The organism is Microbacterium marinum, from assembly GCF_014204835.1.
In the GTDB taxonomy this organism is placed as follows: Bacteria; Actinomycetota; Actinomycetes; order Actinomycetales; family Microbacteriaceae; genus Microbacterium; species Microbacterium marinum.
Genome location: NZ_JACHMD010000001.1, coordinates 3092334 through 3104839, shown reverse-complemented (window position 1 = coordinate 3104839; position 12506 = coordinate 3092334). Strand labels below are relative to the sequence as shown.

Here is a 12506-nt window from a genome sequence, read left to right as displayed (position 1 = left end):
GTCCTGTCAGCGACCGCCAATGGCAGGTTGCGCTCACAGGGCGACTGCGAACCTGAGCCGACTTAGAGAGCGGCGAGAAGGTCGGTGCATGCCTGCTCGCAGCGGCGGCAGGATTCGGCGCACACGCGGCAGTGCGCGTGCATGTCTGCGTGCTGTTCGCACTCGGCGGCACAGGACGCGCAGGCGGTGCGGCAGGCTTCGAGCAGGGCGCGAACCGTCACAACATCCGGCGCGGTTTGGCGGGAAAGCACTGCACCGGTGGCGGCGCAGATATCTGCGCAGTCCGAGTTCTTCCGAATGCATGTAAAGAGCTCCGCGACCATGTCTTCTCCGAGGCATGCATCTGCGCAGGCGGTACATGCCTGGGTGCATTCGACGCACGCCTCGATACAGCGCAGAAGGGCGTCCTGTGCTGCGGCGAAACCGACTTTCGGGTGGGTGGCGAGCATCTGATCTGCAACAGTCATGGCTGCTTTCCTTCCTTCGGGGACCTTCCCCGCATGTGGTCACGCTAAAGCGAGGTCGAGGGTCGACGTAGGGGGTTGAGGTCTTTCGATGAATGGTGGTTAGGTGGAGGGCAGCAGGCTGAGTCCGCTGTCGTCGACGATGAGGATGTCGCCGGCGTCGGTGACGGTGATCGCTTGCGCGTTACCGTGCGCCGTGCCGATGTTTCGCCACGATGGATCGCGTGTCGTGCTGCTCCACAAGATGCCTTTGCTTCCCACGCCGATCAGTTGCTGGCCGTCCGGTGACACAGCGATGAGAGACATGATCGGGCTGTCTGGCAGCGGCACGAAGGTCGCCCCGTGGTCCGAGCTGACCTGGGGTCCGTCCGGCGTCGTAGCGATGATGCGTCCGGTGGCGTCGACGACGAGTGCAAAGGCGAGCAGGGTCGCCCCTGTGGAAGTCCATGTGGCGCCGAGGTCGGCGCTTGCCAGCATCTGGGCGCTGCCGGTTTCTTGTCCGTACAGCGTGCCGTCTGGTCCGGCGGTGAGCACGTGAAAGTCCTTCTCGCCGGTGAACGACACCGGCTCCCAGGTGGTTCCGCCGTCACGGCTACGGATGATGCCGAGGTTCCCCTCGCCGAGGTTCGACCTGAATGCCGGCGGTACGTCGCGCGTCACCATTCACAGCGCCGGGCCGATCGACTCTGACGCAGTGAAGGCCGCGGTCGAGGAGGCCGGCTACACCCTGGCAGGTAGCCCCGCATGAGCACGGTCGACGTCGAGCTCGATATCTCCGGGATGACGTGCGCATCGTGCGCCACCCGGATCGAACGCAAGCTGAACAAGCTTCCCGGTGTGGAAGCGACGGTGAACTACGCCACCGAAAAAGCACGCGTTCGCGGGAACGACGTCGACCCCGCCACCCTCATCGCCACGGTCGAATCCGCCGGTTACCAGGCAGCCCTACCCGCACCGCCGGCAAGCGATGACCACGCCGAGGAAGCGCGCAGCTCGGAGGGTGACGAGGTAGGGGCGCTGCGGCGCCGGCTGCTGATCAGCACTTCACTGTCGTTGCCGGTCGCGGTGCTGTCGATGGTCCCGGCGTTGCAGTTCGAGTACTGGCAGTGGCTGGCCCTCACACTCACCGCCCTGGTCGCGGTATGGGGGGCGTGGCCCTTTCACCGGGCCGCGGCGGTCAACGCCCGTCACGGCGCGGCGACCATGGACACCCTCATTAGCGTCGGCGTGATCGCCGCGTTCGGATGGTCCCTCTACGCACTGTTCTTCGGCGGGGCAGGCATGCCCGGGATGACGATGACCTTCACCCTCATCGGCACCCCGCAGGCCGGCGGCCACGAGATCTACCTGGAAGTCGCGGCGCTGGTCACCGTCTTCATCCTCGCCGGCCGGTACGCCGAAGCACGCGCGAAGAAGTCATCGTCGGAGGCGCTGCGGGCACTGCTGGAGATGGGCGCGAAGCACGCCACACAGCTCGTCGACGGTGCCGAACGGACGGTGCCGGTCGCGCAGCTTGCGGTAGGAGACACCGTGCTTGTCCGACCGGGGGAGAAGGTTCCCTCGGACGGGCTGGTGATCGATGGTTCCTCCGCGATCGACGCCAGCATGCTCACCGGAGAATCGGTGCCCGTCGAGGTCACTACTGGCTCCCGTGTCGTCGGCGCGACCGTGAACGTCGGCGGTCGCCTCACCGTAGAAATCACCCGGGTCGGCGCGGACACGGAGCTTGCCCGTATGCGCCGGCTGATGGAGGAAGCCCAGACCGGCAAGGCCAAGGTGCAGCGCATCGCTGACCGCGTGTCTGCCGTCTTCGTCCCCATCGTCATCGGACTGGCCGTGGCCGCGTTCCTCGGCTGGACAATCGCGGGAGCCTCGCTCGAGCTGGCCTTCACCGCGGCGGTTGCCACCCTGATCATCGCGTGCCCCTGCGCACTCGGGCTCGCCACCCCCACCGCGCTGCTGGTCGGGACCGGCCGCGGCTCCCAGCTGGGCATCCTGATCCGCGGACCGCAAGTGCTGGAGCAGACGCGCACCGTCGACACCATCGTGCTCGATAAGACCGGCACGGTCACCACCGGTCAGATGACCGTCACCGACATCCGCCCCGCCCCCGGCGTCACCCGCGACGAGCTGTTGCGCGTTGCCGCCGCGGTCGAGGCAGGGTCTGAGCACCCGGTCGCCCGCGCCGTCACCGCCACCGCCCCCACGGGCGCCTTCGCAGACAGCTTCGCGTCGCACGCCGGGTTCGGCGTCCAAGGGATCGTGGACGGATCCGCCGTCGTTGCGGGCCGGGCGTCCTGGCTGGCGCAGCAGTGGGGCATCCACCCGCCGGCCGAAGCCGCCGCCGAGGTGGGGGCTCTCGCGCCCGCTATCTCGTCGACTACCAGCTCGTCGAACGCCGTTCCGATGGCACCGAGTACTGCTTAACCGGGAGCGGACCGATCGTCGCTGTCGAGTAGGCCTCGTCGCCGACGAGTCGACGCGGGCAACTCGCGAGGTCGTGGCGGTGCCGTTACCCTCAACCCATGGCTCTCGCACTCGTGACCGGAGCTGCGCGTGCCGACAGCATCGCCGCCGGCATCGTTCCCCGCTTGGTGGCGGACGGGTGGGAGGTTGTGATCAGCGACCTGGGCAGCGGCGACTACCCGTGCGATCTGTCAGACCCGTCGGCCCCGACCGAGCTCATCGAACGGATCACGCGCGAGCGGGGTCCGCTGTCTGCCCTCGTCCTCAGCCATGCTCACGACGTGGAATCCGGCATTCTCGACACCACCGCCGCGAGCTTCGACATGCACGTCGCCGTCAATGCCCGGGCAACCCTGCTGCTCATCGCCGCGTTCGCTCGCGAAGTCGACGAGGGCGGTGGAGCGATCGTCGCATTCACCAGCGATCACACAACCGGCAACCTCCCGTACGGCGCATCCAAGGGCGCACTGGACCGGATCGTCATATCCGCTGCGCGTGAGCTCGGCGCAAAGGGCATTTCGGCCAATGTCGTGAACCCGGGTCCGATCGATACCGGCTGGATGGACGACGAGACGCGAACAGCGCTGACGGCGCACCACCCACTGGGCAGAGCCGGCACACCCAAGGACATCGCGGGCATCACCGCTTTCTTACTCTCTGACGAAGGGCGCTGGATCAGCGGTCAGCTCCTTCACACCGACGGCGGCTTCTCCGCGCGTTCTGAGGGCCAGCCCGAAGTCACGGGCACGTGGTGGATGGGAGGATGGGAGGATGCCGCACACCATCGTCGTCACCGGTGCCGGCTCGGGCATCGGCCGCCTCCTCGCAGAGCGCCTCGCCGCCCGCGGCGACCGACTCATCGTCACCGCCCGCAGCGCCGCTCGCGCCGAGGAGCTCACCGCCGCGCTGCCGGGATCCCGCGCCGTGATCGCCGACCTCGCGCAGCCTGAGCGGCTCGCAGCGGCGCTCGAGGCAGCCGACCTGCCCGAGCACATCGACGCGATCGTGCACGCCGCCGGCATCGTCGACCTCGGGCACGTCGCCGACCTGCCCGTCACGTCGTGGAACGAGCAGCTCGCCGTCAACCTCGTCGCGCCCGCCGAGCTCACCCGGCTCCTGCTGCTCCGCGTTCGTGCGGCGCGCGGCCAGATCGTCTTCGTGAACTCCGGCGCCGGGCTCACCGCGCATCCCGAGTGGGCGGCGTACGCGGCATCCAAGCACGGGTTGAAGGCGCTTGCCGATGCGCTGCGCGGCGAAGAGGCGCCGCACGGCGTGCGCGTCACGACGATCTACCCAGGCCGCACTGCGACCCCGATGCAGGCGAAAGTGCACGAGCAGGAAGGCGCCGCCTACGACCCCAGCGCCTGGATCGACCCGGCATCCGTCGTCACGGCCACCCTCACCGCCCTCGACCTGCCGCGTGATGCGGTGATCAGCGACCTCACGGTCCGTCCCGGACCGCGCTGATCCGAGCGAGACTCCGTCAGGCCGGCGACGGGTTCGCGAGCACCTCGGCGAAGACCGACTCGGCGGCACCGATGAGCAGTCGGTGCTCGGCGAGCTCCGCAGGGAGAATGCGCAGGTCCTCGCCGCACGCGGGCATCGCCTGAGCTCTCACGGCCTGAACCAGCGCGTCGTTGTCGAGCTCCGCGAGCACCGAAAGGAAGCCGCCCAGCACGATGGCTGACGGGTTGAGCACGTTCACCGCGTTCGACAGCGCGGTCGCGATGATGCGCCGTTGCCGATCGATCTCGCCGGCGACCGACGGCGTGCCCGCCGCTGATGTCAGAGCGGATGCCAGCTCTCGGTCGTCCGCCCGGGTGAGCCCGACGACGGCGAGGAGTCGGGCGCGGCTCACCTCGTCCTCGAGGACGCCGTCGCGGGCACGGCGATCGGCGAGGGTGGCGATGCCGGGACGGTTCTGGCCGAACTCGCCGGCGTAGCCGCCGGCGCCGAGCACCGGCATCCCGTTCACGATGATGCCGCCGCCGATACCGCTCGCACCGCCGTTGAGGTAGACGACCTGATCGATGCCGCGCGCGGCGCCGAACAGGTGCTCAGCGAGCGTGCCGAGGGTCGCGTCGTTGCCGACGACGACGGGGAGTCCGGTCGCCTGTGCGACGATGTCGCGGAGCGGCGTGTCGACCCAGCCGAGGTGCGGAGCGTCGCGGACGAGTCCGTCGTCGCTGCGGACCAGGCCCGGCACGGCGAGTCCGACGCCGAGAATGCGGGCGTCGGCCAGTTCGCTGGCACGCCAGGTGTCGACCTGCTCGGCGACGAGGCGAGCGGCGTCATCCGGGCTCAGCACGGCGTCCTGCGGCAGGACGACGACAGCGCGGATCTCGCGGTCGAGGCCGACGGCGGCGATCTCGAGGGCGTCCACTTCGGGGTTCACCGCGATCGCGACGACCCGCGGATGCACGGCGACCATGGGGGAGGGGCGGCCGACGCGGTGCGACGGATCCGGTGCGCGCTCCTCGACGAGGCCGAAGGTCACGAGCGTGCCCACCAAGTCGGCGATCGTCGACCGGTTGAGGCCGGTCGCTTCGGTCAGCGCGGCACGCGACTGCGGTCCCTCGCGGTGCACGATGCCGAGGATGCCGCCCAGGTTCGCTCGCCGCACGGACTCGATCGTTCGACCCTGCTCGCTCACGTGATCACCATAGCCAAGCGCTCCGCCCGCACCGAGGTTTGTTGCCCTCTGCGGCAAAATCGCGGAGGGAGCCCCGGCGTCCGGGACCCCCTCCGCGATGATCCGCGGTCAGGCGACGCGGCGCTTGCGGATCACCGACAGCAGACCGCCCGTCGTCACGAGGAGCGCGCCCAGCAGAGCGACGCCCCAGGGCAGCTGACTGCCGGTGGCGCCGAGCGCCCGCCCCGCCACCACCGTGATCGGAACGCGGATGTCCGCCAGCCCCGCGGAGGTCACGACGAGCGTGTGCGCGCCGAGCTCGAAGTCAGCCGGAATGGCCACCGTGAAGGCGATCTCGCCGTCCTCGTCTGCGGCGGGGATGCCGCGAACGACGATCGGGTCGCTGAACAGGGTCGCGCCGATCCGCTGCCCGGGCTCCAGGCCGCTCACGCGGACCTCGAGCTCGTCGCCGCGGGAGACCCGACCCGAGCCGACGTCGATCTGCGCCCACTCCTCGTCGGCCCCTGGTTCCTCCGGCTGACCGGGTTCGCCGGGTTCGCCGGGCTCGCTCGGCTGACCGGGTTCGCCGGGCTGACCAGGTTCGCCGGGCTCACCGGGCTCGCCAGGTTCGCCGGGTTCGCCGGGTTCGCCGGGCTGACCGGGTTCGCCGGACTCCGTCACGAGGTGCGCGACGCCCCAGCGGGCCGTGGTCTGGTAGCCCGTTCCGGTCGGCTCCGCCCAGGTGTGAACGGCGAAGCGGGAGCCGCCGCGTCCGTCGTTGACCTGGAAGTCGATGCCGTGGAACGTGTCTTCGCCACCGAGCGGCACGTCGCTCTGACCGCCGGACTGCCCGACGAGCGCGACCGCCGCCTCCACCACGTAGCCGTCGGCCGACCTGGCCGTCGCACTGTCGAGCAGGCGCGCCTGCTGCAGCGCGGCATCACCCGTGCCGAAAGAGACATCGTTGTCGGCAGTGATGCGGATCTGCGTGTCGTTCGGCCCGTAGGGGCCGTTCTTCGCGTTGCCGAGATCGAGGAAGATCTCCACGCCGTCGCGGTTCCACGGGTCGCTGTTGGACCCGTCGATCTCCGCGTCCGTCACCTCGAACAGGGCGTACAGCGTGTTGCCCCGCCACATCGTGCGCACGTCCGCCTGGGCGCCGTCGGCGCTGCCCTCGACGCGCGTCGCGGTGCGAGCCGTCGCGGCGTCCGCCCACGCGGGATCCACCTCGCCGTCGATCTCGACCTCGCCGCCCTGGGGGATCTCCAGGAACGATAGCGGCTCCAGGTAGGTGAGCCGGCCGGTCGCGCCCGCCTCGTTCCACGAGCCGACGACGTCGCCGCCGGCCACGATCCGCAGATCGAAGGCGGCCGTGGCGCCGACCGTCGGTGCGGTGTGCGGCAGGTGGATGACCGAGAGGAACTCCCCGTCGACCTCGGCCGTGCGTCCCTCGAGCGCGCCGTTCCCGCCGTAGCGGACCTCCTCGTCGCCGTACGTGAAGTCGATCCGGTCGGGCTCGACCTCGCTCCGCACCAACACCGTGAGGTGATCGTCGTTCCAGCGGGTCTGGAAGCCGCCACCGGCCGAGCCGATCAGCGTCTTCTCGGGCAGGTTCCGCCACGCGATCGACTCCGTGAAGTCGTCGTCGAGCGGGACGTCGCCGCCGAACACGTCCGCGGTCGTGACGAGGGCGGGGATGCCGTCCGCGTCGTCGATGGCGCCGTAGTACGCCGGCTTCGCCGCGAGGTCGCCCGTGAACAGCAGGGGCGCCTGCTCTGCGCGCCACGACCGGGTGTCCGTCAGACCCCAGACGGTGACGGCGAACAGCTTCTCGGCGGCGGGGGCCGCAGCGTGGTAACTGCGGAACAGCCGGAACGCGTCGCGGTAGTAATAGCCCTGCCGGATGATGTTCGGTTCGGTCGCCGGGTTGACGGTGACGTCGAGCTCGGTGACCTCCTGCGCGAGGCCCAGGCCCGCGAAGCGGTCGAGCGCACCCGCGAGTGCCGAGACGGGCGTGTTCACCGAGACATGGAACTGGTGCCCCACGCCGTCGATCGGGACGCCGTCATCCACCAGCCGGTTCACGAGCGCCGCGTACTGCGCGCCCTTGCGGTCCTGCTCGGTGTTGTAGTCGTTGATGAACAGCTTCACCGGGCGGTCGGTCCCGGGCGCGGCGTACCGGTCGTTGAAGGCCTCGTCGGCGAGCCGGAAGGCCAGACCGATGTACTCCTCGCCGAGCACATCGTGCCAGCGACTCGTGCGCAGGCCGTCCGGGGTCGCCTGGTCGGAGATGACCTCGTTGACGACGTCCCACGCCACGAGCGGGTTCGTCGGCGAGCCGAACAGTCCGTAGTCGTCCGCGATGGAGGCGGCGACATCATCGATGTGCGTCGCGAGACGGTCCCGCAGCAGCTCCTTGTCGGCGGCGGATGCCGTCAGCTCACGCCCGTCGGCATCCTGGAAGAACCAGGCCGGGGTCTGCGAGTGCCACAGCAGGACGTGCCCGTACAGCCGGAGGTCGTTCTGCTGCGCGTAGTCGAGCAGCGCGGTGGCCTGCGAGTGCCGCGTGAAGCGGCGATCCTCGTCGTACCAGGCCTCCACCTTCATGTGGTTCTCGGGGCTGATCTGGTCGAAGTGGTGCTCCAGGAGGTCAGCCGCCGACCCGGTCGTCTCGCGCTCGTCGATCGCGACGCCCACCGGGAAGTCGACGGTGTCCTTCAGCGGGACGAGGCTGAGGTCGATGTCGTTCTCCTCGGGCACCGCGACCGTGATCTGGTCGACGAGGAAGGTCGACGTGTTGCCGGAGTTGTAGCGCGCTTCGACGTACAGCTCGGCCGCGCTGTCGTAGCCGGGGATCGTGATGTCACCGCTCACGGTGGTCCACTCGCCGGCGGAGGCGCTGTCGGCCTGCAGCAGGTTCGTGAACGACACGGAGCCGCCGTTGACGGTGCGCATCGAGACGGTGAGGCCCTGTCCGCGGTCGGCACCCGGCGCGAAGCGCACCTGAGCGGAGAAGCGGTAGGTCTGGCCGGGGAGGAGCGTGTCGACGACGTCGAGCTGCATGCCGTCGCCCTCGTGCGTGCGGTCGGAGACCTGTGCCGCGTACGCCGTGCCCGCGGCGCCGCCCGCGACCGCCGAGACCGTCGGGTTCGAGTCGCCCGAGCCCGCGCGTGCGGTCCAGGCGCCGACGGTACCGTCGTCGAAGTCGTCGTCCACGAGGACGGTGCCGGGCGCCGGCGTGCCGGGCTCGGTGGGGTCGGTCGGGTCTGTGGGGGCGTCCGCACCGGGGGTCCCGGTGGGGAGCGTGAACTGCCATCCGGCGGCGAGACGCTCGTCGACGACGGTCCGGACGGCTTGCAGCGACGGGTCGCGGTCGCCGCCGCCGTCGTGGACGAGGACGACCTGCCCCGGCTTCATCGCGGTCCGCAGGTTGGCGGTGAGGACGTCCGCGTCGGTCTCCTCCCAGTCCGAGATCGTGTTCACGACGGCGAGGGGCTGCATGCCGAGCGAGACGGCGACGCCGGGCGTCGCGCCCCAGCTGCCGTTGGGAGCGCGGAAGAACGGCACGGCTGCGGTGGGGTCGCCCAGCGCGTCACGGATGATGCGCAGGTTCTCGACGAGATCGGTGCGGATGCGATCCGCGGACCACGAGCCCATGTCGGCGTACCCGGTCGTGTGGTTGCAGAGCGTGTGACCCTCGGCGACCATGCGCTTCAGCAGCGCGGCGCCCCCCTCGGCCTGGATGTTCTGACCGATGACGCAGAAGACGGCTGAGATGTCCTTCTCGCCGAGGTAGTCGAGCAGGGCCGCGGTCGTCGCGCCGTTCGGGCCGTCGTCGAAGGTGAGCGCGGCGACGTCTCCGGTGCCGAGAGCCGTCGCGACGGGAGTGGTGGTGGGATTCACCGCGCCGCCGGGGACGACGTCGGGATCGGGCCCGGGTTCGGTGGCGGCGGGGCCGGTGATCAGCACGTCGTCCACGAGAAAGGTATAGCCGCTCGTCCCGGCGATGTCGCCCGTGCCGAGGTAGATCTTCGTCTCGTCGGCGGCTGCCGCAGGGCTGGTCCAGGTGCCCGCGATCGTCGTCCAGGCATCCGCCGTCACGGCGCTGTTGCCGATCCAGCTGTAGCCGGGAAAGCCGACCCAGCGGGCGGACGTCGCCGGTGTGCCCGGCGCGAGCCGGACCTTCGCGCTGACGGTGTACTGCGTCTCCGGCTCGAGGACGCCGGGAGCGGTCTGGATGCCGACATAGTCGGCTGTCCGATCGTTGACGACGAGTGCGCCGTCGGCGAACGTCAGTGTCCCGGCGCCTCCGCCGCTCTGGGCGAGGCCGGCGCCGAGGGTGCCGTCGTCGAACGAGGCGGACACGATCGGTGGAGGCGGCTCGGCGGCCGCTGCGGCAGGGGCCAGGGGCGCGGCGATGAGGGCTGTTGCCGCGAGGACGGCGGAAACGGTCAGGCGTCGGGGGCGGGGGTTCACGAGCGCTCCTTTGCGCGGGTTATTTGTCGGCGCCGCAAACATATGCAGGTCCGCCGCCCGCAGGACCTGCCGAGACGGAACCGTTACGAAACCTGAGCCCCGAGTTTCGGACGGTTCGCGCGATCCGGTGCGTCAGGCGGCCACGGGTGCCGAACTGCCTCGGACGACCAGACGCGCGGGCAGGTCGATGCGCCGAGAATCGGCGACCCCGCCTTCCGCGAGATGGAGCACCATGCGCGCCGCCTCGGCCCCCATGCGTGCGAGTGGCTGGTGCACGGTGGTGAGCTGCGGGCTCATCCACCGAGCCAGGGCGATGTCGTCGTAGCCCACCACCGAGAGATCCGTTGGCACGGCCAGCCCTGTCGCGGTCGCGGCGGCGATCACCCCCAGCGCCTGCAGGTCGCTGCCGGCGAAGACGGCGGTGGGCCGGTCCCGCCGCGCCAGGAGCTCACGCGCGTGCACTTCGCCGCCTGCCGGGAGGAAGGTGCCGAAACGCACCCAGTCCGGGTCGACGGGAAGACGGGCGGCGGCCATGGCCTCCCGGTAGCCCTCGAGGCGGGCGACGGAGCACATCATGTCGCGCGGACCGGTGATCGCGGCGATCCGACGATGCCCCAGCTCGATGAGGTGACGCGTCGCCGCGAACGCGCCGTCGCGATTCGCTGAGCCCACCGAGGGGACCCCGGGCGAGGGATCGCCTGACGGGGCGATGATGGCGAACGGCATCCCCCGTGCCCGCAGCTTCTCTCGCTGCTCCCGGGGAAGGTCGGCGAACATGAGCACGACGCCCGCCGGGCGGCGCAGCAGCACGCCGTCGAGCCACTCGTCCGCGGGGGCATGACGATCTCCGCTCACGGTGAGGATCACGGAGAAGCCCGCCTCGTGCGCGGTGCGCTCGATCCCGCCGGTGACCTCGAGCGACCAGCCCGCGTCGAGATCGGACAGGACCACTTCGATCGTGCGGGAGGGGGATGCCGCGGGGCGGCGCCGGTAGCCGTGGCTCTGCAGCAGCCTCTCGAGGCGCGATCGCGTGCCTGCCGAGACATCGGTGCGGCCGTTGAGGACCTTCGACACGGTGGCTTTCGAGACGCCTGCTTCGGCGGCGATCATCGCGAGCGTGACGCGGGGGTGATCGGACATCGGCTTCCTCACGTCGACGGGAGATGGCGGACCCGATCATGCCACCTCGCGCCGGAGGAATGGAGGGTTGGCGCGCCGCCGGGGATGGGATACGTTGTTGTCAGCAACATTTACCGGCTCGCGAAGGAGCGTCATGCCCACCCCCACCCCCGCCGACAAGTTCAGCTTCGGTCTGTGGACCGTCGGTTACAACGGCGCCGACCCGTTCGGTGGCCCGACCCGCCCCGCTCTCGACGTCGTGCACGCGGTCGAGAAGCTCGCCGAGCTCGGCGCGTACGGCCTGACCTTCCACGACGACGACCTGTTCGCCTTCGGGTCCACCGACGCCGAACGTCAGACGCAGATCGACCGCCTCAAGGGTGCGCTCGATGCAACCGGACTCATCGTGCCGATGGTCACGACCAACCTGTTCAGCGCCCCCGTCTTCAAGGACGGCGGTTTCACCGCGAACGACCGCGACGTGCGCCGGTACGCCCTTCGCAAAGTGTTCCGTCAGCTCGACCTCGGTGCCGAGCTGGGCGCCAAGACGTTCGTGATGTGGGGTGGCCGCGAGGGCGCCGAATACGACTCCGCGAAGGACATCCGGCAGGCGCTCGAGCGCTACCGCGAGGCCGTCAACTTGCTCGGCGATTACGTCACCGACAAGGGTTACGACATCAAGTTCGCCATCGAGCCGAAGCCGAACGAGCCGCGCGGCGACATCCTGCTGCCCACGCTCGGTCACGCCATCGCCTTCATCGACTCGCTCGAGCGTCCCGAGCTCGTGGGCCTCAACCCCGAGGTCGGCCACGAGCAGATGGCGGGCCTGAACTTCGCCGCCGGCATCGCGCAGGCGCTGTACCACGGCAAGCTCTTCCACATCGACCTCAACGGTCAGCGCGGCATCAAGTACGACCAGGACCTCGTGTTCGGTCACGGCGACCTGCACAATGCGTTCGCGCTCGTCGACCTGCTCGAGAACGGCGGCCCCGGCGGCATCCCCGCGTACGAGGGCCCCCGCCACTTCGACTACAAGCCGAGCCGCACCGAGGACGAGACCGGCGTCTGGGAGTCCGCGGCGGCGAACATGCGCACCTACCTGCTGCTCAAGGAGCGGGCGGCGGCGTTCCGCGCCGACCCCGAGGTGCAAGAGGCGCTCGCCGCGGCCAAGGTGGACGAGCTGTCGACACCGACCCTGAACCCGGGCGAGACCTACGACGACTTCCTCGCCGACCGTTCGGCCTACGAGGACTTCGACCCGGCGGCCTACTTCGGCGGCAAGGGCGGCGGGTTCGTCCGACTGCAGCAGCTCGCGACCGAGCACCTGCTCGGCGCTCGCTGACCCGCCC

General features: G+C 70.0%; 7 protein-coding genes and 2 pseudogenes. 4 read left to right on the top strand and 5 right to left on the bottom strand.

Annotated elements, in window-relative coordinates:
* Nucleotides 1-62: 62 nt before the first annotated feature.
* Nucleotides 63-467, bottom strand: a complete 405-nt coding sequence (locus BKA24_RS15260; protein WP_184220175.1) for a four-helix bundle copper-binding protein — start codon at nucleotides 465-467, stop codon at nucleotides 63-65.
* Nucleotides 468-566: 99 nt separating this feature from the next.
* Nucleotides 567-1127 carry a WD40/YVTN/BNR-like repeat-containing protein gene (locus BKA24_RS15255; protein ID WP_184220172.1) on the bottom strand — a complete coding sequence of 187 codons (561 nt, stop codon included), beginning with the start codon at nucleotides 1125-1127 and terminating at the stop codon, nucleotides 567-569.
* Between the two features lie 81 nt (nucleotides 1128-1208).
* Between BKA24_RS15255 and BKA24_RS15250 the strand changes: the two are divergent.
* From BKA24_RS15250 to BKA24_RS15240, 3 genes and pseudogenes are all read left to right on the top strand, one after another.
* Nucleotides 1209-2849, top strand: a pseudogene (locus BKA24_RS15250) (heavy metal translocating P-type ATPase); the annotation flags it as partial.
* 140 nt (nucleotides 2850-2989) lie between these two features.
* Nucleotides 2990-3646: pseudogene (locus BKA24_RS15245) on the top strand (SDR family oxidoreductase); the annotation flags it as partial.
* Nucleotides 3647-3701: 55 nt separating this feature from the next.
* Complete coding sequence (locus tag BKA24_RS15240) at nucleotides 3702-4397, top strand: SDR family oxidoreductase (RefSeq protein ID WP_184220170.1); 696 nt, start codon at nucleotides 3702-3704, stop codon at nucleotides 4395-4397.
* Nucleotides 4398-4413: 16 nt separating this feature from the next.
* Here BKA24_RS15240 and BKA24_RS15235 read toward each other — a convergent pair whose 3' ends face one another.
* The 3 genes from BKA24_RS15235 to BKA24_RS15215 form a co-directional block, all read right to left on the bottom strand.
* On the bottom strand, nucleotides 4414-5583 hold the full coding sequence (locus tag BKA24_RS15235; RefSeq protein ID WP_184220167.1) for an ROK family protein: 1170 nt from the start codon (nucleotides 5581-5583) through the stop codon (nucleotides 4414-4416).
* Nucleotides 5584-5691: 108 nt separating this feature from the next.
* Nucleotides 5692-10038: an endo-1,4-beta-xylanase gene (locus BKA24_RS15425; RefSeq protein WP_343066144.1), complete on the bottom strand. Its 4347-nt coding sequence runs from the start codon at nucleotides 10036-10038 to the stop codon at nucleotides 5692-5694.
* 132 nt (nucleotides 10039-10170) lie between these two features.
* Nucleotides 10171-11178, bottom strand: coding sequence for a LacI family DNA-binding transcriptional regulator (locus BKA24_RS15215; RefSeq protein WP_184220164.1), 1008 nt, complete (start codon nucleotides 11176-11178; stop codon nucleotides 10171-10173).
* A gap of 133 nt (nucleotides 11179-11311) precedes the next feature.
* On the opposite strand from BKA24_RS15215, the gene xylA reads away from it, so the two are divergent.
* Nucleotides 11312-12499, top strand: a complete 1188-nt coding sequence (xylA, locus tag BKA24_RS15210) for a xylose isomerase (RefSeq protein ID WP_184220161.1) — start codon at nucleotides 11312-11314, stop codon at nucleotides 12497-12499.
* Nucleotides 12500-12506 lie beyond the last annotated feature (7 nt).